The sequence below is a fragment of the Mesorhizobium sp. M2E.F.Ca.ET.209.01.1.1 genome, assembly GCF_004010375.2.
GTDB lineage: Bacteria > Pseudomonadota > Alphaproteobacteria > Rhizobiales > Rhizobiaceae > Mesorhizobium.
This window is the reverse complement of record NZ_SADP02000011.1, coordinates 134,399-159,887: the sequence shown is the minus strand read 5'-3', so window position 1 is coordinate 159,887 and position 25,489 is coordinate 134,399. Positions and strand designations below refer to the sequence as shown.

Genomic DNA, 25,489 nt, shown 5'->3' with positions numbered 1-25,489 from the left:
TTTTTCCTGGAATTGCTTTAGCCGCGCATCCGTTCGAAATTGGCATCGAACAGCGGCGCCGCCTGGATGCGGGCCGCATGGCGCTTGCCGAGGATCTCGATCTCGAAACCGTCCGGTCTGTCGGCGATCTCTTTTGGCACATAGCCTAAGGCGACCGACTTCTTCGCATTGTGCGCGTAACCACCGGACGTGACCCAGCCGCGCACGACGCCGTCATGCCAGATCGCCTCGTCGCCGATGACATCGGCATCGACAGCGTCGACGATGAAGCTGCGAAGTCGAAGCTTGCCGCCTTGCTTGCGCTCGGCTAGCGCCGCTTCCTTGCCGATGAAATCGGCGTCCTTGCCATAGGCGACGAAGCGGTCGAGCCCGGCCTCTAGTGGTCCGTAGATCGGCCGGTATTCGCGCGCCCATGAGCCGTAATTCTTCTCGAGCCTGAGCGCATTGAGCGCGCGCGAGCCGAACAGGCCGATGCCGAATTCCCCTCCCGCGGCGACCAGCGCCTGGTAGGCGGCGCGCTGGTATTCCGGCGCTAGCCAGATCTCGTAGCCGAGATCGCCCGTATAGCTCACGCGTCCGACAAGGCACGGCGCCATGCCGATATCCATCCGCGCGACCGCCATGAAGGGGAACGCCGCGTTGGAGATGTCTGCGCGCGTGACCTTGGCCAGCACCGCCCTCGCCTTCGGCCCGGCGATGGCAAGGCCGGTGAGCTTCTGGCCCAGCGCCTCGATCCGCGCCGAGCCATCCTTAGGCAGATGCGCCTCGAACCAGCGCATATGGTACTGCTCGGCGATGCCCGAGCCGGCGATGAACCATTCTTTGTCGTCGATATTGGCTAAAGTGAAATCGCCGATCAGCCTGCCGTCGTCCTTCAGCATCGGCGCCAGCGTCATGCGGCCGCGCTTGGGCAGCTTGCAGGCGAAGATGCGGTCGAGCCATCCAGCCGCGTCCTCGCCCGTCACCTTGTATTTGGCGAAGTTCGAGATTTCCGACAGGCCTACGCCGTTGCGCACCGCCGCGACTTCCTTGGCGACATGCTCGAAGTCGGTTGAGCGCCGCCAGGAGAACTCATCCTTGACGCCCTCCGGCGCATACCAGAGCGGCACTTCGAGCCCATAGGACACGCCCCATTGCGCGCCCTTGGCGGCAAGCGCGTCATAGAGAGGCGTCGTCTTCAGCGGACGCCCGGCCGGCAGCTCCTCGTTGGGGAAGCGGATCGAGAAGCGGCGCGAATAATTCTCGCGCACCTTGGCGTTGGTATAGGCCATCGTCGCCCAGTCGCCATAGCGCGCCACGTCCATCGCCCAGATGTCGGCGCCGGGATCGCCCTCGATCATCCAGTTGGAGAGCGCAAGACCAACGCCGCCGCCCTGGCTGAAGCCGGCCATGACGCCGCAGGCGACCCAGAAGCCCGGCAGGCCGCGCACCGGACCGACCAGCGGATTGCCGTCCGGGGCGAAGGTGAAGGGGCCGTTGATGATCTGCTTGATGCCGGTCTTTTGGAAGGCCGGGAAATGGCGGAAGCCGACTTCCAGCGACGGCGCGATGCGGTCGATGTCCGGCTCCAGCAGCTCATGGCCGAAATTCCAAGGCGTCTGGAATTCGGACCAGACCTTGTTGGCCTTCTCATAAGTGCCCATCAGCATGCCGCCGCGCTCCTGGCGCAGATAGAGCTCGCCGTCGAAGTCGACCGCGTGGATGATCTCGGTGCCGGTCTTCTTGTTCCATTCGGCAACCTCCGGCATGTCCTCGGTGATCAGGTACATGTGCTCCATCGCCAGCACCGGCAATTCGAGCCCGACCATGCGGCCGACCTCGCGCGCCCACAGCCCGCCGGCATTGACCACATGCTCGGCAATAACATCGCCCTTGTTGGTGATGACGCGCCACAACCCGTCGGGACGGCGCACGATATCCTCGACCTTGGTGAAGCGCTCGACCTCGGCGCCCAGTTTCCGCGCCGCTTTGGCATAGGCATGCGTCACGCCGGACGGGTCGAGATGGCCGTCCTCCTTGTTGCGAACCGCGCCGACGAACTGGCTGGGGTCGATGAGCGGCATCAATTCCGCCGCTTCCTTGGCCGAGATCACTTCGAGGTCGATGCCGAGATAGCGGCCCTTCGAAACCACGCCGCGCAGCCAGTCGAGCCGCGCCTCGGTCGCGGCCAGCAGCACACCGCCGGTGAGATGCACGCCGGTCGCCTGTCCCGAAAGCTCCTCGATCTCCTTGTAGAGCGAGATCGTGTATTTCTGCAACTTGGCGACGTTGGGATCGCCATTGATGGTGTGCATGCCGCCGGCCGCATGCCAGGTCGAGCCGGAAGTTAGTTCGTCGCGCTCCAGAAGCACGACATCGGTCCAGCCGTGGCGGGCAAGATGGAACAGCACCGAGCATCCGACGACACCGCCGCCGATGACCACGACCTTTGCATGCGACTTCATGGCGTTTTCTCTAATATCAGGGTGTTAGACGGTTAAATGGATTCAGGATGGTAGGGCGTTAACTCAAAATGGGAAGCATCACGGCTCGCCCTGGCCGATCGCTTCCTTGCGCCGCGCCATGTAGGCCTCGAGCGCCTCACGCACCGCCGGGTCCATGGCCGGCTGGACATATTCCTCCAGCGCCTTCTTCCAAAGCCGCGTCGCGCGCGCCGTCGTGTCGAGCCCGCCGGCCTCCTGCCAGGCTTCGTAATTCTGCCAGTTGGAAAGCATTGGCTGGTAGAAGGCGGTGGCGTAACGCTCCAGCGTGTGCGGTTCGCCGAAGAAATGGCCCCCTGTCGGCACCGCGCCCAGTGCGTCCACCGCCAGTTCCGCCTCGTCGACAACGATCGGCCGCAGGAACTCCATCATATGCTGGATCATTTCGACATCGATGATGAGCTTTTCGAATGAAGCCGTCAGTCCGCCCTCCTGCCAGCCGGCCGCATGATAGACGAGATTGCCGTGGCCGAGCACCGCGCCCCACAGCGCCATCATCGTCTCATAGGCGCCCTGCGCATCGGCTGCGTTGGAGGCCGATCCCGGCGTGGTGCGGTAGGGCAAGTTGTAGCGCCGCGCCAATTGCCCGGAAGCGATGTTAGCCTTGGTGTTTTCCGGCGTGCCGAAGGCCGGCGCGCCGGACTTCATGTCGACATTGGAAGTGAAGGCGCCATACATCACCGGCGCGCCGGGGCGCACCAGCTGCGTCAGCACGATGCCGAACAGCGCCTCCGCGTTCTGCTGCGCCAGCGCGCCGGCCAGCGTCACCGGGCTCATCGCGCCCATCAGCGTGAATGGGGTGACGGCCACCGACTGGCCGTATTCGGCCATGGTCATCAGCCCTTCGGCCATCATCTCGTCGAAGCGGCGCGGCGAGTTGACCGAGATGATGGTGGTGATGCCGGGGTCCCGGGCCATCTCATCCAGCGTCAGCCCGCGCGCGATCGCCATCATCTCGATGCCGTCGAGTGCCCTGCCCCGCCCGATCGCCGAGACATGAAAACATTTGTCGGTCAGCGTCAGATTGGCGAAATAGGTGTCCATATGCCTTGTGTTCGCCGGCAGCTCGATCGGCGCGCAGACCTGGTTGCCCAGCATATGGATGCAGTTGAAATGCTGCGCCAGCCGCACGAGGTCCGAATAGTCGGCGAGATTGCCGGCGCGGCGGCCGCGCTCCATGTCGTGCACATTGGGCGGGCCGGCGACCAGCGTGAAGTTGATCGTGCTGCCGCCGAGATGGATGGCTCGAGCCGGATTGCGCGGGGTAAGCGTGTAGCTGCCGCGCGTCGAGGTCAGCGCTTCCTCGACCATGCCGCGGTCGATGCGCACATTCATCGACCCGTGATCGACCTTGGCGCCGGCGCGCTCGAACAGCGACAGCGCCCGCGGGCTCATCACCTCGATGCCGAAATTCTCCAGGATATGCATCGAGGCCTGGTGGATGGACTCGATCTGGTCGGCCGACAGCAGCGCCATCGGCGGGTAGGGATTCTCCACCCGCCGCGGCGGCAATTGCGGGATAGCGGCTGGCCCGCGGTTGCTGGTGCGCTCGGCGCCGCGCTTGCGTCTTGGTTCGCTCATACGCGCATCAGAGCGCCGGCATCAGATACGAGCTGTCAGGAATTCGCCATTTGCCGGCGTGATTTTAACCTAGGCGGCATTTTTGAAAGTCGATGAAAAGAATAGCGACCTATATGGTCGTAATATCGATACTGGGCTTTTCGCGCCGTCCGCGTCCGCGTTAAGGAACCGCGCAACACTCCTTTTATGATTTCGGCCTATTCGTCTTCCAATGCGTAGGTCGAGTTTTAGTAAAATTGTCGCTGTCTCCGTGCTGCTGGCGCTTTCGGCCTGCGCGACGGCGCCCAGCCACATCAACAATGTCTGCGCCGTCTTCGACCAGAATGACGGCTGGTTCGACAACTGGCAGTCCGCCGCCGAGCGGACCGAGCAGAAATACAGCATTCCCGTTCCCGTGCTGATGGCGACGGTGCGCAAGGAATCCGGCTTCAAGAGCAATGCCCGCCCGCCGCGAACAAAGCTGCTCGGCTTCATCCCGTGGACGCATGTCTCGAGCGCCACGGGCTACTCGCAGGCGCTCGACGGCACCTGGTCGCAATATCAAAGCGAGACCGGCAACTGGGCGGCGCGCCGCACGCGCTTCGCCGACGCCATCGATTTCGTCGGCTGGTACCACTCCAAGACCGCCGACACCTTTGGTGTCGCCCGCAATGACACTTACAATCTCTATCTGGCCTACTATCTCGGCTGGACCGCCTATGGCCGCGGCAATCGCGGCGACGCCGGCGTTCAAAGCTACGCGCGCGCCACCGACCAGATGGCCCGCGACTACGCAGCGCAGCTACGGCAATGCGGCAGTTGACCCTTCGCTTGGTCTAGTGCCGCCTTGTCGTGTCCTTGGGCCTTGGGACACCGGTTTCCGAATCCTCGTCGCGCACTTCATGGCGGCGGGCTCGCATGCCCGCCTCGCCCTGCTCCACGGCATCTCCGATCTCATCGGCTGCAGCGCTGCCTGTTTTGCCACGCGGCCGCTTGGGCGCCGTTCCGGCAGGGCTCGGCCCCGCGACATGCGGGGCGTCATCCGGCACGCCTTCATGCGCGGCATGCTCCTTGTCGAACTTGATGACCTGCTCCATCTTGGCAAGCACATCGTCCGAAAGCCAGCACAGGCTCGTATGGCCGCCGCCGAGATTCTTCACCGGCGGCACCTTCGTCTCGCATAGATTGTCCGGCACCAGCTTCTTATAGCCGCAGCGCGTCTGGAACGGGCAGCCGGTCGGCGGGTTCATCGCCGACGGGATGTCGCCCTCGAGCACGATGTGCTTCTTGACCACGCTGGTGTCGGCGATCGGGATCGCCGACAGCAGCGCCTCGGTATAGGGGTGGTAGGGCGGCGAGAAGATCTGGTCGGTCGTGCCCTGCTCGACGATGTAGCCGAGATACATGACGACGACGCGGTCGGCGATATAGCGCACCACCGACAGATCGTGGCTGATGAACAGCATCGTCGTCTTGTTCTTGCGCTGAATGTCCATCAGCAACTCGGTCACCGCCGCCTGCACCGAGACGTCGAGCGCCGAGACCGGTTCGTCGGCCACCACCACCTTGGCATCGCCGGCGAAGGCGCGCGCGACACCGATGCGCTGCTTCTGTCCGCCCGACAGCTGGCGCGGCTTGCGGGTCTCGAAGGCCCTGGGCAGCTTCACCAGGTCGAGCAGCTCCAGCATGCGCTGGCGCCGCTCGGCGGCAGTCTTGCCGACATTGAACTTTTCCAGCGTGCGGATGATCTGCGAGCCGACGCTGTGACTGGGGTTCAGCGTGTCGAACGGGTTCTGGAACACCATCTGGATCGACGAGACCGTATCGACGCCGCGGCTCTCGATACCCGTCGACTGGATTTCCTTGTTGGCCAAGGTCACCGTGCCGGAGCTGGCGGTCTCGAGGCCGAGCAGCACCTTGGCCAGCGTCGACTTTCCGCAGCCGGACTCGCCGACGATCGCCACCGTCTCGGATTCGCGCGCGGTGAACGAGATCGTCTCGTTGGCCTTGACGACGCGGCCTTCGCTGGAGCCGAACACCTCGCTACCGCCGACCTTGTAGTATTTCTTGAGGTCCTGGATCTTCAGCACCGGCGCGCCGGGCTCGACCTTCTCGTTGACCTTCTTGGCGCCGGGCGGCAGCGCTTCCCAGTCGATCTCGTTGAAGCGCACGCAGCGCGAGAAATGCCCCTCATGGCCCTCGACCGGGACCATCGGGATTTCAGCGGCGTTGCAGACGCCCTCGACGAAATGGTGGCAGCGCGGCCCGAAATTGCAGCCCTTCGGCCGTTCATGCGGCAGCGGCAACTGGCCGGGGATCGAGATCAGCGGCCGTGAATTCTTGTCGGCGCCGGGCAGCGGGATCGAACGGAACAGCCCTTGCGTATAGGGATGACGCATCCGGTCGAACACGTCCTCGATCTTGCCGGTCTCGACCGCTTCGCCGGAATACATCACCGTGATCTTGTCGCAGGTCTCGAGGATGAGGCCGAGGTTGTGCGACACGAAGATCATCGAGGTGCCGAACTTCTCGCCCAGACCCTTGACCAGCTCGACGATGCCGGCCTCGACGGTGACGTCGAGCGCGGTGGTCGGCTCGTCAAGCAGAAGCAGTGCCGGCTTCGACAGCAGCGCCATGGCGATGACGATGCGCTGCTGCTGGCCGCCGGAAAGCTGGTGCGGATAGGAGCGCATCATGCGCTCGGGATCGGGCAGCTTCACCGCCCGCACCATCTCCAGCGCGCGGTTATACGCCTCTTCCTTCGACACCTTGTCGTGGATCAGCGGCACTTCCATCAGCTGCTGTCCGATCTTCATCGCCGGATTGAGGCTCGCCATCGGCTCCTGGTAGATCATGGCGATCTTGTTGCCGCGGATGGCGCGCAGTTCCTCGTCGGACATCTCGCCCATGTCCCTGCCCTGGAACTTGATGCGCCCGCCGACGATCTTTCCGATGTTGGAGAGGTCGCGCATGATGCCGAGCGACACGGTCGACTTGCCGCAGCCGGACTCGCCGACGATGCCCATCGCCTCGCCGGGCATCACCGTGCAGGAAAAATCCATCACCGCCGGGATCTCGCCCTTGCGGGTGAAGAAGGAGATCGAGAGGTTCTCGATCTCGATGATTGGTTGAGCTGGATCTCGAACTGCCTCGTTCATGGGTCGCTCCAATCCTAAATTGTTCCAGCAGGTGGGGCCTGAGCCCCAGCCATCAATCCTTCATCGACTGTTCGCGCAGCGAGTCCGCCAAAAGATTCAGCCCCAGCACGAACGACATCAGGGCGATCGTCGGCGGCAGCGCCGGGTGGATGAAGGAACGCAACAGCCGGCTGGCGTCCTTGATCGCGGTGCCCCAGTCGGGACTTTCCGGCGCCAGGCCCAGGCCGAAATAGCCGAGCGTTCCGAGCAGGATCGTCGTGTAGCCGATGCGCAGGCAGGCATCGACGATCAGCGGACCGCGCGCATTAGGCAGGATCTCCCACAGCATGATGTACCAGGGCGATTCACCGCGCGTCTGCGCCGCCGCCACATAGTCGCGCGTCTTGATGTCCATGGTCAGGCCGCGCACGATGCGGAACACGCCGGGGCTGGAGGCGAACACCACCGCCACGAAGATGTTGAGCTGGTTCGGATCAATGTGGACGATGTGCAGCGGGTCCCTGTCGAAGACCAGGCCGACATAAATCCAGCCGCCAAGGACGAGCGTGATGCCGAGCAGGATATAGAGCCGGTCCGGCCGGTTCTTGAACCGCGTCCAGAACAGGACGCTGAAGAAGATGATCGGGAACAGGAAGAACAGCCCCGCCATCGCATAGGGGATCGGCGTGTCCATGATTCCCGGTGTAACCAAGAGGTAGAACAACAGGATCACCGGGAAAGCCAGCACCAGATTGGCGAGGAACGACAAGAGCGTGTCGATCCTGCCGCCATAGTAACCGGCCGGCAGGCCGAGCGTGATGCCGACCATCAGCGCGAAGCCGGTGGCGGCAGGCGCGATGATCAGCACGATCTGGCTGCCATAGACCATGCGCGAGAACACGTCGCGTGCCAGCTTATCGCCGCCGAAATAATAGATCAGCTTGGACGTCGGCTCGACCGCGCCGGGCAGCGCGTCCTTCATGATCGAGACCTGCGCCAGGGGATCGAAAGGCGAGATCGTCGAGGCGAAGATCGCTGTGAACAGCCAGAACAAGCAGATGAACACGCCGGCAATGCCGACGCCGCTGTCGAAGAGCTGGCCGTAAAGGCCAAGCCGCTTCTTGTAGGCGAAGCTGACACCCATCACCAGGATCAAACCGATCCACACCGGCCAGAAGCGCCAAAGCACGCCGACAACGATGTCGAAGGCATTGATATACTCGGTCTGCATCGGCCCTGCCCCTTATTGAACCCTGATGCGCGGATTGAGGAACGCGTAGCCGACATCGGAGATGAGCTGCGTGATCAAGACGATGAACACCGAAACCAGCGAGCAGCCGAGCAGAAGGTCGATGTCGTTGTTGCCGGCAGCCTCGACCAGCGTGTAGCCGAAGCCCTGGTAGCGGAACATCACCTCGACGATGACGACGCCGGTGAGCAGCCAGGGAAACTGCAGCATGATGACGGTAAACGGCGCGATCAAAGCGTTGCGCAGCGCGTGCTTGACGACCACGCTGCCGAAGGACAGGCCTTTGAGGCGGGCAGTGCGGATATATTGCTGCGTCATCACCTCCACCATCGAGGCGCGCGTCATACGCGCGATATAGCCTATGCCGTAGATGGCCAGCGTCATCACCGGCAGGGTGAAATTGTAGAAGGTGAGGCCCTGGCTCGCCGAGGCCGCCGAGCCGTTCAGCCAGCCCAGCCACGAGGCGAAGATGACGGTGAAGATGACGCCAGACACATATTCGGGCGTCGCCGTCGAGGCGATCGAGGCGACAGACAGCGTGCGGTCGGTGCGCGAACCCTCGCGCATGCCGGCAAGGATGCCGATCAACAGCGAAATCGGCACCATCACCGCCAGAACCCAGAACATCAACAAGCCTGTGGCGCCGAGCGCCGGAAAGAGCTTCGCCGCGACGGTCGTCTTGAACTTAGTCGAGCAGCCGAAGTCGCCCTGCAGCACGCCGGAGAATTTCGGCTCCGTCGGATCGTTGCAGAAGGAAAAGCGCTGCGCCGGCTTTCCGGTCGCCGGGTCGGTGATCGGCTGCTTGGGGAGAACCCCCAGCCACTGACCATAGCGGACGAAGAAGTTCTGGCGGTAGCCATGGTTGACCAGCCAGCTTTCCAGCTGTTCGGCGGAGGTGTGCATTTCGGTCTGGCTGATCGCCAGCTTCTTCAGATTGGGACCGAGATTGATCAGGAAGAAAACGATCAAGGTCAGGCACAGCATCGTCAGCGCCATGGTGCCGAGACGTCTCAGGATGAAAGAAAGCATGGCGGACCCCTGCCGAAGGGTTGGGGGAGCCTGATTGCGCGATCACTCCGACGTGATGCGGAGCAAGCCGGCAAACAGACCTTCGAATGCAATCAACCAAATTTATTGCATGACCCCATTCGACGAGTCCGCAACTTTTTCGCTGCAGCGGCTCTCCGGTCCCGGGTCACGCGAGGAAGGGGACAAAGGGGCCGAGCGCCCCTTTGTCCGTTCGGTCCGATCAGGCCTGTTCCAGCCAGACCTTGCCGTAGTCGTGCTCGTAGGTCGGGTGCATCTTGAAGTTCTGCACCGCCTTGGTCGAGTGGCTGTAGAGCTTGCGCCAGTACGGCTGGATGATGATGCCGGAATCCTGCAGGATCTGCTCGATGTCCTTCATCATCTCTTTGCGCTTGGCGGCGTCGGCGACCGCGAGCGCGGCGTTGAGCTTGGCATCCCAGTCGGGATTCGACCAGGCGGTCTCGTTCCAGGCCTCGCCGGTGCGGTAGCCGATCGCAAGAACCTGCACGCCGAGCGGGCGCATGTTCCAGTTGGTCATCGACAGCGGATACTTCGTCCAGTCGTTCCAGAAGGTCGAGCCCGGCAGCACCGTGCGCTTCACCTTGATGCCGGCGTCGCGCAGCTGGGCGGCGATCGCGTCGCCGGTGTTCTTGTGCCAGTCCTCGTCGACCGTGATCAGCTCGTGCTCGAAATCGGCCTGGCCTGCCTCCGCCATCAGGGCCTTGGCCTTGGCGGCGTCGCGCTTGATCTTCGGCAGCTCGAAATATTCCGGATGGATCGGGCTGACGTGATGGTTCTCGGCGGGCGTGCCGGCATTGCCGTAGCCGAGCTGCAGGACGACGGCGTTGTCGACGCCGAGCTGCAGCGCCTGACGAACCTTCTGGTTGTCATAGGGCTTGTTGTTGACATTGGTGCGGCAGACGATGGTCGCAGCCGTCACCACCTCGGATTTCACCAGGTCCATGCCGTCAAGGATCGAGACATAGTCGGCCGAGGTCTCGAAATTGGTGTGCACTTCACCAGCCTCGAAGGCGCTGACCATGGCGCCCGGATCGGTGCCGTAGTCGATGAACTCGATGCCGTCGAGGAACACCTCGCCGTCCCACCACTTGTTGTCCGCGCGGCGCTTGTAGACGACCTTCTGACCGACGTCGTAGGACATGAGCTCGAACGGGCCGGTGCCGATCGGGCAGGCTTTGAAATCGCCGCCCTTCTCGTCGAAGCTCTTGTGAACGATCAGGGCCGGATAGTCGCACATGTTCGGGATCAGCGCGATGTCCGGCTTGCCGAGTTTCAGCTTGACGGTCATGTCGTCGACCTTGGTCACGGCGCTCTCGTCGAGCTTGTCGTCCTTGACCAACGTGCCGAGGCGGCCGGGCATCGAGTTGCCTTCGGCCTTCTTGTCGCCCCAGCGCTTGAGGTTGAAGATCACGTCGTCGGCGGTGAAAGCATCGCCGTTCGACCAGGTCACGCCCTTGCGTACGTGCAGCGTGTACTCGGTCGCGTCATCGTTCACGTCCCAGCTTTCCAGGAGATAGGGGCGGAAAGTGTACTCGGTGGTGTATTTGACCAGCGGCTCGAGCGCCTGGCGCTCGGCATTGGCGATTTCCGACCAGTCGGCCTTGCGCGGATCCTTCGGATCCTTGACCCACTGCGCGACCTTCAGCGTGCCGCCCTTCTTGCCCTGTACGTCGTCAGCTTTCGCCGGGGTCGGATCGGCGAGGCCGATCAGGCCGTAGGCCATCGCCGTGGACGCTCCGAAAACGCTTGCGAGCGCCAGGAATTCGCGACGATCGACCTTTCCCGCCTTGGCTTCTTCGGCCAACGCCAAGATATGATCCGGAACCTGATCACCATTGCTCTTATAGATTGCCATGACTTGCTCCCATTGTTGGCTTTCCGCCTTTTAACATTCCGCATCCAGACCGAGTTGTCAAAAAGACGGTGTGGAGTAGGAACATGCCAGGGAATGTGCATCTTTGGCTGCAACCCGGTTCGCGCGATAGCGACAGTCTTGACGCAAATTTGTTATCGCAACGCGGATTTCCCAAAAAATCGCCGCGGGCGATTAAACCAATACATTTTACAAGGATAATGGCCCCATAGCCGCGGCGAGCAGTACGTTCGGCGCGCCAGGGATGGACGTCGCGGCCTCAATATTCGCGTTCGTAAAAGACGCCGCCCTTAGCTTCGCCGGCGTCGTTGGCCTCGCCGCGCAGCTTGACGCCCTTCCCGACATCGAGGTCGATCGTTGCCTTGCCGGAGCCTGGCTTGTCGCCCTTTTGTATGGTCACATAGGTGCGGTCGTTGAGGTACTTGCCGGCCGAAACCGCGGTGCCGCCCTTCTCGTCCGTCGTCACGTCGAGATCGTCGACGCCAATGGCGCTTTGCAGGTTCTCTAGCAGCGAGGTCGAACCGCCGACGCCTGCCAGTTGCGCGGCGGCGCTCGCAAGTTGCGCGATCTGCAGCGGCGACAGCTTGGACATGGATTGACCGAAGATGAGCTGTGCCAGGATCTCGTCCTGAGGCAGCGCCGGCACGGAGGAGAACGTGAACTTCGGATTGGTCGCCTCGCCCGAGACGGCGACCGTGACCGTGGCGGTGCTCGTCGTCGTGGTCGCCGTCATGTTCAGATAGGGCACCAGTGAACCCTGGAACCCGATCGTGCCGTCGGTGAAGGTCAGGCGCTTGGAAAGGATGATCAGCCGTCCGCGCTGCAGGGCGAAGGTGCCGATCGCCCTCGGCGCCGAAGCCGGGCCTGTCAGCTTCAGCGAGCCGCCGAGTTCGGCATCGACGCCCCTGCCCTGGATGAAAATCTGGTTCGGCGCGTTCACCGTCACGTCGAGCGTCAGGCCGCTGCCGCTGTTGCTGCTGCCGCCGGACGTCGCCGGGCGCAGCGCCTTGTCCTGCGCCCGCACGGACGCCGGCGCGTTCTTGTGCTTAACATCCAGCGCCGAAAGCGAACCCGGCAGCTTTTCGGGGACGGTGATGACTGTCCTCGCCAGGTTGATCGTGCCGGCGATCACCGGCGCGGAGACGAGCGGGCCCTTGACGGTCAGGTCACCGCCGAGATTGGCGGTCACCACCCGGCCGTCAGTATAGCGGCCGTCGGTGAGCTTGATCGACAGATCGGCCGGGAAGCCCTGCGCCGGCGTGATGCCCACGGTGCCGCTCGCCGACAGGCTGCCGCGCGTCGACAACGTTCCGGTCAGGCGGTTTATCCTGGCCACGCCGCCGCCGATCGAGACGTCGGCGGCGACGTCGTTCACTGCCAGGCCGGAGCGGGCATCGATCAGGCGCGCACCGGATGTCGTGACTTTGCCGCTGATAACCGGCGCAGATGCTGGACCACGCACCTGCACATCGACATTGGCGGTGCCGTTGAGCGCCAGCCCTTGCGCGGCGAGCTTTGCGGCCAGGAAGGAGAACGGCACCTTGCCGCTAAAGTCGAGCGCCAAGGTTGGGGTGCCCGCCGTCGTCACCGAGCCGCCGCCCTTGAGGCCGAGGCCCGCGCCGTCGCTGATGTTGGCGTCGAAAGCGAGCTTGTTGCCGGCAAAGGTTCCCGACGACGAGACATTCATGCCGCCGAGTCCGGCGCTGCGCGTCTGCGAGGTCTGCACACCGGAAGCATCGATCTTGAAGGCGACCGACGGGCTGGCCGGTGCGCCGGCGACCTTGACCGTGCCCGAGATCGCGCCGGCCGCGTCGAGGCCTGGCGAGAAACTGTTGGCGAGCGAGATCGGCACTCTCGCGAGATTGGCGTTGATGTCGAGCGCCTGCGCGACCTTGCCCGTGACCGTCGCCGTGCCGCCGCCGAGGTTGAGCACCAGCCGGTCGAGCGACGTCACGCCATTGGCGATGGTTACGGTCGAGGCCTGGGCGATCGCGGCCTTGATGCCTTGCACCGTCGCCTGGCCGGAGGCGAGCTCGATAGTCGTCGTGCCGTTCGCCACTTTCACGCGACCGGCCGCCTTGGCCGGAATGTTCTTGACGGTGGCGCCACCGGAAAAACCGGTCCACTCGCCGTCGCGCTTCAGATCGACATCGATGCCGGTGATGACTGTGCCACCCGAAGTGACACTCTCGGCACGAACCGTGCCTTGAATGACGGGGGCGGCCATGTAGTTCGCTATCTGCGCGTCGATGGCGACGTTCCTGGCGGAGAGATCGCCGCGCTTGATCTGCGAGGTGTTCGCTTTCACCACGACATTCGGCCCGCTGGCCGCCTTGGTAAAAGCGATCGTGCCGCGCACATTGCCCTCGGCCTTTTCCAGGGCGAGCGCGGCGAGCGGTCCGATATCGGGCAGGTCGAGCGAAACGGTGCCGACCGGCACGAAAGCATCATCGAGCACGAGATCGCCGGAAATCTTGTTCGGGCCGAGCGACAGCAGAAGCCCGTTGATCGCGCGGCTGCCATTGGTCGTGGCAAGCACCGCGCTGCCTTGCAAATTCTGCCCGGCGACATTGCCGGTGAGCTGCACATTGGCTGCCGGATTGGCGGCATCGGCCTTGCCGGTGGCCGTCAGCTTCAACCCCGTGATCTCGCGCGCCGCCACGAGGAGCCGGTCGCTGTCCACCGTCATCGACAGATCGGGCGCCGTGACCGGGCCTTGCGCGTTGAGGGCAAAGGCGATGGCGCCCTTGGCGTCTTTCGAGAGCCCCGAAACGTCGCTCAACGCGCCCCTGATCCCGGCGGCCAGCTTGCCGTCGGCAAGGCTCGCCTGTCCGTCTGCGCTGAGCGCCCCCGAATTGAGCTTCAGGCCGTCGATATTGACATTGCCGTTGGCATCGCGCTTCAGCGCGGCGCTCAACTGCGCGGTCTCGCCAAGCATGCCGCGCACCGCCGCCGGCAAGGCGGAAGAAACGACATCGGCCTTCATATTGAGGTCGACGGCGCCGTCGCCCAGCGATATCCGGCCGGCGATCTGGCTGTTGAGCGCATCGCTGGTCAGCGAACCGCTATTGACGGCGACGGCATCGGGAGCCAGTCGGCCATTGACCTTGGCGATCACCTTGCCAGCGATCAGCGGTGCCAGCATGGGATTGTCGAGGCCGATCCTGTCCACCGAGACCGTGCCGGAAACCGGACCCGCCCGCCCCCTGAAGTCGAAGGCATCCGAATGCAGCGCCAGGGTGAGACCGTCCACCTTCGCCTGGCTCGCGGCAATGGAAGGCAGGATGGCGGACACATCGAGCCGCGCTTGCGTGCTTTCGCCCGCCATCTTTGCCGACAAGGACTGAACCGCGATCTTGACCGGGCTTTCGGCGCTGCCGACCGTCAACGGCAGGCTGGCCCCGGACGAGGTAAGATCGAGGGAGAAGTCGCTGGCGCCATTGGGATTGAGGGTGCCGGCGGCCTTGCCTGAAATCCCTTCGCCCGAGAGCGTGGCGTGGTCCAGGGCGACGCCGCCCGCCAGCGTGTAGCTGCCGGCAGCGTCCAGATCCAGCGGCCCGAGCCCCGCCTGCCGGGTCTGGCTGGTCTCGGCGCCCGCCACCTTCGCGTTGAACTGCACGTCGGGGTTGGACGACGGACCCGTGACATGTGCCGTGCCCTCCACCGTTCCGGCCCCGTCGAGACCGGGCACGAAATCATTGGCAAGCGCCAGCGGCAGGTCAGCGAGGTTCGCCGTCAGGTCCAGGGTCTCACCGGCGCTGCCGGAAACCGTCGCCGAGCCGCCGCCGAGATTGAGCGCGAGCTTCTCGATTGCGGTCACGCCATTGGCGATGGAGAAGCTGGAAGGCTCGGCGATGGCCGCCTTGATGCCGCGCACCGTCGCCTCGCCGGACGCGATTTCAACGCTGGTCGTGCCGTTGGCGATCTTCACCCGGCCGGTGGCGGTGGCCGGAATGCCGGACACCGTGGCGCCGCCGGTAAAGTTCGTCCAGTCGCCGTCGCGCTTCAAATCGATGCCGATGTCGCTGATGACGGTGCTGCCGGAGGTCACATTGTCGGCCTTGATCGTGCCCGAGATCGCCGGCCCTTTCAGGTAGTTGGCGATCAGCGCGTTGACGGTGATGGCTTTCGCCGCCAGATCGCCGCGCGCGATCGACGTGCTCGCCGCATTGATGGTGACGGTCGGCGCCTCGCCGTCCTTGGCAAAGGCGATCGTGCCGTTGATGTCGCCGGTGGCGGTCTGGTTTGCCAGCGCCGCCAGCGGCCCGATATCGGGCACGGCTAGCGTCAGCGTGCCGAGCGGCAGGAACTTGTCGTCGAGCGCGAGATCGCCCGAAACCTTGTTGTCGCCGAGCGCCAGACTGAGCCCATTGATCGAACGCTTGCCGTCGGCGGTCACCAGCGAAGCCTCTACGTCGAGCGCCTGCCCCTCGGCATTGCCGGTCAACGAGAGGTCAGCGGTTGGATTGGCGACATCGGCCTTGCCCTTGGCCGAGAGCTTGATGTCCTTCACCGTGCGGCCCGCCGCCGTCAGGCTGGCGCTGTCTGCCGACACCGTGAAATCCGGCGCAAGGCGCGGACCGCTTGCGCTCAGCGCGAAATTGATCCCACCGGCGAGCGGCGTGCCGGCGAGCGACGACAGCGGCGAGACATCGCCCAGCGTGCCCTTGACGCTGGCCTGGAGGTCCGATCCCTGCATGCTGCCGGTGCCGCTGGCGCTGAGCGAACCGGAGCTGATCTCCAGCGAGTTGGCGGCGAACGCGCCTTGCGGATCGCGCGTGGCAGTGGCCGAGAATTTCACCCGCTCGCCGAGCAACGAGCTGATCTGCGGCGGCAACGCCTTGGAGACGGCGTCGGCATTCATCTTCAGCGTCATCGACAGGTCGGCCAGCGCCACATTTGCCGTCAGCCCGGCATTGAGCGCATCGCTGCGCAAGCTGCCCTTGTCGATCGTGACGGTCTCGCGGCTGATCGTGCCGGAGAGATCGGCGGACAGCTTGCCGGTCACCAGCGGCGCCAGCGTCGCCACATCGGTCTTCAGCCCGGCGGCGGCGAGCTTGATGCTGACCGGTCCGCTGCGGTTTTCGATGTCGAAGCCATCGGAATGGATCGCGCCCGTGATATTGTTGAGTTGGGTGCCGCCGACGGCAACCGACGTGAGCGAGGTGCCAATATCGACCATCGGCGCCTTGCCGTCGCCGAAGGCGCGCACCGTGGCCTTTTCGACAGCGACCAGGATCGGAACGGCGCTGTTGCCGACATCGACGGTGACTGGCTTGTCCTTGGCGGAGAGCTCGACCGACAGGTCGCTGGCGCCCTTCGGATCGACATTGCCGGTCGCGGCCCCGTGCACCGAGTCGCTCTCGATGGTGGCCTGCTCGATGTCGACCCCGCCCGATGCGGTCGCCGTGCCGGCGAGGTCGAAGCTCGTCTTGCCGGCAAACAGCGCCTTTATCTTCTCCGGCAGGAAGGGCTCAAATTCGCCGTCGCCCTTGGCCTCGATGCGGTGGCCCTTGTCGGTCAACTGGTGCCGGCCGGTCAGTTGGCTGACGATCCGGCCGTCGACCATGAAGGTGCCGACGCCGCTCCAATTGGCCAAGGGCCCGCTGCCGGAAACGACGATGTTGACGGGCGGCGCGTCCGGCAGCTTGAGCAAATTGGCGATGATGCCGCCCGCCGGCTCCGACGCCTTGAGATCGAGGTCGAGCTTGTTGTCGGCCGGCGCAAAGTGGATCTTGGCGTCGACATTGCCTTGCTTGCCGTCATGGCGGGAGACGTTCAGCACGCTCTCGATCGCCAGCGGCGACGGATCGGCCTTGAGCGAGCCCTTGGCGGCCAGCTCGGCGATGCCGCTGCCCGCCAGCTCTTGTCCCAGCGCGATCTCCGGCAGGTCGATCTGCTTCACGTCGATCGACACCGGCAGGCTGGACGAGCCGCCCTGCGAAGGCTGCTGGCTCGGCTGCGGCAGCCGCGCCAGCTCGATGCGTTCGGCGGCGAAGCGGTCGGCATTGAAATTCCGGGAGAGCAGCGCCGTCGGCGACCAGTCGAGCGCCACCTTGCGCGCCACCATCCAGGGGCCTGCACGATCTTCCAGCACTACATGGTCGACCCTGAGCGCGCCCGACCAGATGCCTTCGATGCCGGCGACCGTAACCTTTCGGTCCTCGTTCGAAGCCATTTTGGAAATGAGGCTCGCGAGGTTCTGGCGGCCGCCTTCGGTGCCGGTCAGCACGAACAGCGCGCCGATCGCCACCACCAGCAGCAGAAGCAGCGTGTAGATCAAGATGCGGAGGATGCGCCAAAAGATCTTCATCGTCAGAACGCCTGGCCGATGCCGGCATAGATACCGAAATGCGGATCGCCCGGATCCCGGTTGAGCGGCACGGCCGCGTCGATGCGCAGCGGGCCGAACGGCGTAATGTAGCGCAGACCGACGCCGGCGCCGACCTTCACATCCGAGAAATCTGGGAAGGATTTGGTCGAGACCGTGCCGGCATCGACGAAGGGCACGATGCCGATCGTGTCGGTGACGCCGATGCGCATCTCGACCGAGGTTTCGAAGAAGGAGAGACCGCCGATCGGCTGGCCGTCAACGTCCTTGGGGCCGATGCCCTGGTAGGAATAGCCGCGCACCGAGCCGCCGCCGCCGGAATAGAAGCGGCGGTCGGCGGGCACGTTCTGCAGCCCGGTGCCGACGATCGAGCCCAGCGTCGCGCGTTCGGCGAGCACGAACCGGCTTGCCGTGTCGAGCGACTGGTAGGTGTAACCCTCGCCCTTCAGCTTCAGGAAGGTCGCGCCGTTCAATATGTCGTAGCTCGGCTCGGCATAGGCGAGGAAGCGGAACCCTCTGGTCGGGTTCAGCTTGTTGTCGCGGCTGTCATAGACATATTGCAGCGGCACGCTGGCGATCAGATAGGTATGCTTGCCGAAGGCATCGGTGATCCTCGAATAATCGAGGTCGAATTCGGCCGAGACCCGCTGCTTCTTGTCGAGGTCGTAGGAAACGCCGACATCGCCCTTGACCGAGAAATGGTCATAGGCATCGGGATGCTCGAACACCGTCTTGATGCCGGTGAAGAATTTCGACGTCGGCCCGAGTACGCCAGGCTTTTCGAACATGACGCCGGCATTGTAGTTGAGCGCCGAGATGCTGTTGGAGCCGATGCCGCTGATCGAGCCGTCGATGCGCAGCTTCTCGGCCTGGCCGAACAGGTTGCGGTGTCCCCAATAGCCTTCGAGCCCCAGCCCTTCGGTATTCGAAAACGTGCCGCCGAGGCCGAAGAAGCGCGGCTTGCGCTCGCTCACCTGAACGTCGATCGGGATATTGCCGTTGGCGTCGAGGCTGTCGCCTTCCTTGATGGTCACGCTGTTGAAGACTTCGAGCCCGAGCAGCCGGTCGCGGGCATCGTCGATTTCCTGCGGCGAATATTGCTGGCCGCGTTTCAGCCCGGTCATGTATTCGGTGAAGTCGCGATCGACCTTCTCCGTGCCCTCAACCGTCGTGTCGCCATAACCGGCGACCGGGCCAGCCGCCACCGTCAGCGTCACGTCCAGCGTCGAGCTGGCATGCTCGGCGACGATCTCGCGGTCCGTGACCTTGGCCAGCGGCCTGCCCTCATCCTTCAGCGCTCGCACGATCAGCGCTTCGGCCTTGAGCACGGCGCCGGAGCTGGCATCGCCGCCGGCGATGAGCCCGAAATCGGCGCTCGCCAGCCCCGCGGCATCGCCCTTCAGCCGGATATTGCCCAGTGTGAATTTCGGCCCCGGCGCGACGCTGACGACGACCGGAATGGGCTGCGGCCCCTTAAATTCGGCATCCGGCGGCAACTCATCGATCGACTTGCCTTCGATCGTTATGGTGACCACGCCTTCATAACGGGCATCGGCATAGAGCGCGGCGACCAGTTGCTCGCGGTCGCTGCGCGCCTTGGCCATCAGGCCGAGCGATCCCGACACCGGGTGATCCTCGTCATTTTTCAGCGCCGAGGCGTTTTCGAGCCTTTTTAACAGGTCTTTATCGGCATCCGGCGCATCAATGGTCACCGAATAGCGCAGCGGATCGACGATGTCGGCGTCCTCGTCCTTGGATGAGCCCCAAAGCTTGATGCCGAAAATCTCGAAAGCGGCCGCAGGCCGCATCTCCCCGGCCAGCACGGTCGAGCAGACGAGCGCGAAAAGCAGGGCGCGCGGAAGCCCGCGCCCTGGCGCGAACCCTCCTGACATCTGCGTTTCACGCGCCGGCATTAAGACAACCTAGTCGACAAAACTAAAATTGGAATGAAGTTCCGAAACGTTCGTAAAGGGGCCACAATCCAATTGTCTGAAATAGACCGGGCTTGGAATTCACACCTTTTGCATTTTGGCAAGAAAGTGTGATCCGTCTCACAGAGGTTCTGTCGAAATACCGGCCTTTGGCCGGCATGGAAACCGTTCGCGGGTGAAAAACCTGCGGCGCTCCGGCGTTGACAAGCCTGCACGAAGCTTGATCATGCCCGGACGCTGGCGATGTCTGGAGGGTGGTATGGCAATGCGCGCGGCTCGTGGTCTCTCTTTCCTTCTCCTTCTCTTTTTCGCCCTGGGCGGGGCGGCCCTTGCGGCTGAAGCCCGGCGAATCGTCACGACCGACAATTCCGACTATTTCGGCTTCGACCTGAGGTCGGAGCAGAATGTCAGCCTCGACCAGTGCAAGACCACATGCCTCGGCGATGCCGCCTGCCGCGCCTTCACCTACAACACCAAGGCGAAGTGGTGCTTTCTCAAATCCGACTATAACCAGTTGAAATCCTTCACCGGCGCCGTCGCCGGCAAGATCGCGAATGTCGATGGCGACCCCGATATCGGCGCTCCGCCGGCACTGGCCTTCTTCCCGAACTGGATGGCGGACCAGGCCCAGCAGTTCCGCAACAAGCTGACCGACCCGGCCTACGACAAGCCGACCGAGGGCCTTGCCGCCCTGCAGGCCGAAGCCGAGCAGGCCTCGCTGACCGGCGACCATCGCCTTGCCATGCAGAAATACCAGGCCGCGATCTCCGTTCTGCCCGATGACGGCGCGCTCTGGCTGGCGCTGGCGCACGAGATACTGGCCGTGGAGCCGGCGTCGAACACCACCGAACCCGCGACGTTCCCGATGAACGCCACCTCGGCGGCCTTCAACGCCTACAAGCTGGTGCGCACGGCAAGGACCCGCGCCGAGGCGCTGGCGCTGCTTGCCGCCGGCCTCGACAAGCGCGACCTCTACCGTCCGTCGCTACAGGCCTATGAGGCGAGCCTTGCGCTGGTGAGCTCGCCGGCCGTCCAGGCCGACTATGCCGACCTCAAGGCGCGCAAGGGTTTCCGCGTCGTCGAGCATACCGTCGATGCCGATTCCTCCTCGCCGCGCATCTGCGCCCAGTTCTCCGAGGAACTGGTCAAGACCGGCGTCGACTATGCGCAGTTCGTCACCGTCGACAACGCCGCGCCCAAGGCCGTCGAGGCCAAGGACAAGCAGATCTGCGTCGAGGGTCTGGAGCACGGCCAGCATTATGACGTGACCTTCCGCGCCGGGCTGCCGGCGGCGATAGGCGAAACGATCGCCGCGCCCGTCGTGCTGTCGATCTATGTCCAGGACCGCGCCCCGTCCGCCCGCTTCACCGGCGACAGTTTTGTCCTGCCGGCCGGCGCGCGCCGCGGCATTCCGGTCGTCACCGTCAACATGAACGCCGCCAAGATGACGCTCTACCGCATCGGCGATCGTTCGCTGGCGCAGCTTCTGTCCGGCTACCAGTTCCTGCATCAGCTCGATGGCTATGACATTTCCACCATTTCCGACCAGATGGGCGCGCCGGTCTGGTCCGGTACGCTCGACATCGCCAATGATCTCAACAAGGAAGTGACCACCTCTTTCCCGGTGGATGAGGCGATCCCGCAACGCAAGCCCGGCGTCTATGTGCTGACGGCGCAGCCGGTCGACGACAAGAGCGACGATTATGGCTCGCGCGCCACGCAGTGGTTCGTGGTCTCCGACATCGGCCTCTCCACCTATACCGGCCAGGACGGGCTCAACGTCTTTGCGCGTTCGCTGGGCTCGGCCAAGCCGATTTCCGGCGCCGAACTGACGCTGCTCGCCAAGAACAACGAAATCCTCGGCACCGCGACCACCGACGCCGAGGGCCACGCCGTCTTCAATCCGGGCCTTACCCGCGGCGAAAACGGCATGGTGCCGGCCGTGCTGATGGCCAAGCAGGGCGACAACGACTTCGTCTTCCTCGACATGGGCAAAGCCGGCTTCGACCTGTCGGATCGTGGCGTCGAGGGGCGCGCCTCGCCGGGCGCGCTGGACGTCTATGCCTGGACGGAGCGCGGCATCTACCGCGCCGGCGAGGACGTCCATGTCGCGGCGCTTGCCCGCGACGGCGCCGCCAAGGCGGTCGAGAACCTGCCGCTGACCTTCATCTTCACCCGGCCCGACGGCGTCGAGAACCGCCGCGTGGTCAGCAACGGCGAGTCAGCCGGCGGCCACGCCGTCGACTTGCCGCTCGAGGCCAACGCCATGCGCGGCACATGGACGGTGTCGATCTACACCGATCCCAAGCAGTCGCCGGTCGCCAGCCAGATGTTCCTGGTCGAAGACTTCGTGCCGGATCGCATCGAGTTCGATCTGACCGCCGACAAGAAGGAGATCGCCCAGGGCGAAACCGCCAACGCCACCGTCGACGGCCGCTTCCTCTATGGCGCGCCGGCCGCGGGCCTTGCGCTCGAAGGCGAGATGACGCTGTCGACCACCAGCAGCTGGGACAGCTTCAAGGACTTTACCTTCGGCCTCGCCGACGAGCAGTCGAGTGAGCCGACCGTGACGCCTCTCGCCAATCTTCCGGTCGTCGGCGACGACGGCAAGGCGACCTTCCCGATCACCATCGATCAGCTGCCCTCGACCACCAAGCTGGTCAACGCCAAGGTCACGGTGCGCATGCGCGAAGCCGGCGGCCGCGCCGTCGAGCGCTCGCTCGACATCGGCGTTCGCCCGCCGCGCGACGTCATCGGCATTCGCCCCGATTTCGAGGGCGATGAGGTGCCGCAAGGCGGCATCGCCAAGTTCAGCATCATCGCCGTCGATCCGAACGGCAAGCGCGAGGACCTGAAGGGCGCCCAGTGGTCGCTGGTCAAGGTCGAGCGCAATTATCAGTGGTACCGTTCCAACAATTCCTGGAACTACGAGGCGGTGAGCCTGACCAAGGCCGTCGCCAACGGCGCGGTCGACCTGAAGGCCGATGGCGAGGCGACGGTGTCGCTGCCCGTCGACTGGGGCCGCTACCGGCTCGAGGTCGAGACGGCTTACCCGGATGGTCCGGCGACCAGCTATGAGTTCGATGCCGGCTGGTATGTCGCCTCGACCACCACCGAGACCCCCGACGGCCTCGAGATCGCCCTGGACAAGGATACTTACGCCGCCGGCGAAGTCGCCAAGCTGAAGGTCTCGCCGCATTTTGCCGGCGAACTTCTGGTCACCATCGGCGCCGAAAAACTGTTGAAGACCGTCACCGCTTCGGTGCCGGCCGGCGGCAGCACCGTCGACATCCCGGTCGGCGACGACTGGGGCGCCGGCGCCTATGTCACGGCGACACTGTTCCGGCCCGGCGACGCGCAGGAATCGCGCATGCCGGCCCGCGCCATCGGCATCCAGTGGCTGTCGGTCGATCCGGGCTCGAAGAAGCTGGCGGTCTCGCTGACCCCGCCGGAAAAGACCCTGCCGCGCCAGCAGCTGTCGATCCCCGTTGCCGTGAACGGCGCCCAGCCGGGCACCAACGCCTATGTGATGGTGGCTGCCGTCGATGTCGGTATCCTCAACCTCACCAACTACAAGGCGCCCGATCCTGAGGACTGGTTCTTCGGCCAGCGCATGCTGGGGCTGGAGATCCGCGACCTCTACGGACGCCTGATCGACGGCTCGCTCGGCACCATGGGCAAGATACGGACCGGCGGCGACGGCGCCAACATGCAGGCGCAAGGCAGCCCGCCGACCGAAAAGCTGGTCGCCTTCTTCTCCGGCCCGGTCGAGCTCGATGCCAACGGCAAGGCGCGCATCGACTTCGATATCCCGCAGTTCAACGGTACCGTGCGTGTCATGGCGGTCGCCTGGACCAAGGAAGCCGTCGGCCGTGCCCAGACCGACGTCATCGTGCGCGATCCGGTGGTGATCACCGCCGGCCTGCCGCGCTTCCTGGCGCCGGGCGATGCCGCGACCATGCGCCTCGACATAGCCGACACCGATGGCCCGGCCGGCGACTATGCGCTGTCGGTCACCGCGACCGGAGATCTCACGACCGGCGACAAGCCGTTGCCGGAAAAACTGACGCTCGCCCAGGGCAAGCGTCAGTCGCTCACCTTCCCGCTGGTCGCCAGGACCGCGGGCGATGCCTCCGTCACCGTCAAGCTTGCGCATGCCGACGGCTACCAGGTCGAGCAGACGCTCTATCTGCCGGTGCGGCCGGCGCAGCTTCCGGTCACCAACCGTATGGTTGTCGACCTGAAGCCGCATGGCGGCTCGCTGCGGGTCGACAAGGAGCTGCTTGCGGCCAGCGTGCTCGACGGCGCTTCGGTCAGCGTCGGCGTCTCGCAGTCGTCCGCGCTCGACGTGCCGTCGCTGCTGATGAGCCTCGACCGCTACCCCTATGGCTGCGCCGAACAGACCACCAGCCGCGCCATGCCGCTGCTCTATGTCAACGAAATCGCCAAGAGCATCGGCATGGAGAGCGACCCTGACCTGCACGGCCGCATTCAGGACGCCATCTACAAGGTGCTGTCCTATCAGTCGGCAAGCGGCAGCTTCGGCCTCTGGGGACCGGGTTCCGGCGACCTGTGGCTTGACGCCTATGTCAGCGAGTTCCTAACCCGGGCGCGCGAGGAGAAGTATGATGTTCCCGCGCTGGCGATGAACCAGGCGCTGAACAACCTGCAGAACTCGCTCGGCTACGACCAGGACGTCCAGGACAAGGGCAGCGATATCGCTTACGCGCTCTACGTGCTTGCCCGCAACAAGAAGGCCTCGATCGGCGATCTGCGCTACTACGCCGACACGCAGCTCGAAGCCTTCTCCAGCCCGATGGCGGTCGCACAACTGGCGGCGAGCCTGGCGCTCTACGGCGACACGCAGCGTTCGGAAGCCACGTTCCAGACGGCGCTCAGGCTGGCGCAGGCTGAAACCGACTACGACTGGTACCGCTCGGACTATGGCTCGCGGCTGCGCGACGGCGCGGCGATACTGGCGCTGGCAGCGGAATCGAAGCCGGTGCCGAGCATCATGCCGCAGCTGATCAAGCTGGTGGGCGTGGCGCGCGCCGATGCCCGCTGGACGAGCACGCAGGACGAATCCTGGATGCTGCTTGCCGCAAGGGCGCTGAAGCAAGGCAATGATTCCATCACGCTTTCCGTCAACGGCGCGCCGCATTCGGGCGGATATTCCGACCAGGTCGCCGGCAGCGACCTCGTCGACAGTCCGCTCACCATCGCCAACACCGGCGCGACGCCGCTGCAGGCGGTGGTGACCGCGGTCGCCGCGCCGGTCGACCCGCTGCCGGCCGGCGGCGACGGCTTCACCATCGATCGCACCTACTACAAGCTCGACGGCACAGAAGCCAACGTCACCGAAGCCAAGCAGAACGAGCGCTACGTGGTCGTGCTCAAGGTCTATGAGCAGAACAAATGGCCGTCGCGGCTGCTGATCACCGATCTGTTGCCGGCCGGCTTCGAGATCGACAATCCGAGCCTGGTGTCCAGCGCGCAATTGTCGAACTTCTCCTGGCTGGCGCAGACCGACGCCGCGCATCTGGAGTTCCGCGACGACCGTTTCGTCGCCGCCTTCAACCCGAACGAAGGCGACGGCGACCGCAACATCACCCTGGCCTATGTCGTGCGCGCCGTGACGCCGGGCACTTACGCCCATCCGGCGGCAACGGTGGAGGACATGTACCGGCCGCAATATTCGGCCCGCACCGCCACCGGCGTGATGGAGGTGAAGGCGGAGTAAGCGGCTTGATAGACATAGCGATGGCGCTGCCCCTCATTGTCCTGCCGGACATTTCTCCCCGTATAGTGACGGGGAGAAAGGGGCTTGCGCCGACGCTTTCGCCAATCGGCAACGTCGCAAGACAGAAGCCGACATCGCAGC

At 64.4% G+C, this 25,489-nt stretch carries 10 protein-coding genes; 2 read left to right on the top strand and 8 right to left on the bottom strand.

Annotation, left to right across the window (positions count from 1 at the left end):
• Positions 1 to 17: 17 nt before the first annotated feature.
• Together EN852_RS20810 and EN852_RS20805 are read right to left on the bottom strand one after the other, a co-directional pair.
• Entirely contained in the window at positions 18 to 2,444 is a 2,427-nt protein-coding gene (locus EN852_RS20810; protein WP_127876711.1) for an FAD-dependent oxidoreductase, read from the bottom strand.
• A gap of 78 nt (positions 2,445 to 2,522) precedes the next feature.
• Entirely contained in the window at positions 2,523 to 4,061 is a 1,539-nt protein-coding gene (locus EN852_RS20805; protein WP_127876710.1) for a trimethylamine methyltransferase family protein, read from the bottom strand.
• Positions 4,062 to 4,272: 211 nt separating this feature from the next.
• On the opposite strand from EN852_RS20805, the gene EN852_RS20800 reads away from it, so the two are divergent.
• Positions 4,273 to 4,863 carry a hypothetical protein gene (locus EN852_RS20800; RefSeq protein WP_127876709.1) on the top strand — a complete coding sequence of 197 codons (591 nt, stop codon included), beginning with the start codon at positions 4,273 to 4,275 and terminating at the stop codon, positions 4,861 to 4,863.
• Positions 4,864 to 4,876: 13 nt separating this feature from the next.
• Here EN852_RS20800 and EN852_RS20795 read toward each other — a convergent pair whose 3' ends face one another.
• The 6 genes from EN852_RS20795 to EN852_RS20770 form a co-directional block, all read right to left on the bottom strand.
• Complete coding sequence (locus EN852_RS20795; protein ID WP_127876708.1) at positions 4,877 to 7,198, bottom strand: ABC transporter ATP-binding protein; 2,322 nt, start codon at positions 7,196 to 7,198, stop codon at positions 4,877 to 4,879.
• 52 nt (positions 7,199 to 7,250) lie between these two features.
• On the bottom strand, positions 7,251 to 8,408 hold the full coding sequence (locus EN852_RS20790) for an ABC transporter permease (protein WP_127863171.1): 1,158 nt from the start codon (positions 8,406 to 8,408) through the stop codon (positions 7,251 to 7,253).
• Positions 8,409 to 8,420: 12 nt separating this feature from the next.
• Positions 8,421 to 9,455, bottom strand: a complete 1,035-nt coding sequence (locus tag EN852_RS20785) for an ABC transporter permease (protein WP_112127136.1) — start codon at positions 9,453 to 9,455, stop codon at positions 8,421 to 8,423.
• 220 nt (positions 9,456 to 9,675) lie between these two features.
• Positions 9,676 to 11,328, bottom strand: coding sequence for an ABC transporter substrate-binding protein (locus tag EN852_RS20780; RefSeq protein WP_127876707.1), 1,653 nt, complete (start codon positions 11,326 to 11,328; stop codon positions 9,676 to 9,678).
• Between the two features lie 277 nt (positions 11,329 to 11,605).
• Positions 11,606 to 17,659: a translocation/assembly module TamB domain-containing protein gene (locus EN852_RS20775; protein ID WP_127876706.1), complete on the bottom strand. Its 6,054-nt coding sequence runs from the start codon at positions 17,657 to 17,659 to the stop codon at positions 11,606 to 11,608.
• A gap of 2 nt (positions 17,660 to 17,661) precedes the next feature.
• Entirely contained in the window at positions 17,662 to 19,590 is a 1,929-nt protein-coding gene (locus EN852_RS20770; protein ID WP_127876705.1) for an autotransporter assembly complex family protein, read from the bottom strand.
• A 277-nt stretch (positions 19,591 to 19,867) separates the two neighbouring features.
• On the opposite strand from EN852_RS20770, the gene EN852_RS20765 reads away from it, so the two are divergent.
• On the top strand, positions 19,868 to 25,348 hold the full coding sequence (locus EN852_RS20765; protein ID WP_127876704.1) for an alpha-2-macroglobulin family protein: 5,481 nt from the start codon (positions 19,868 to 19,870) through the stop codon (positions 25,346 to 25,348).
• The last annotated feature ends 141 nt before the right edge of the window (positions 25,349 to 25,489 follow it).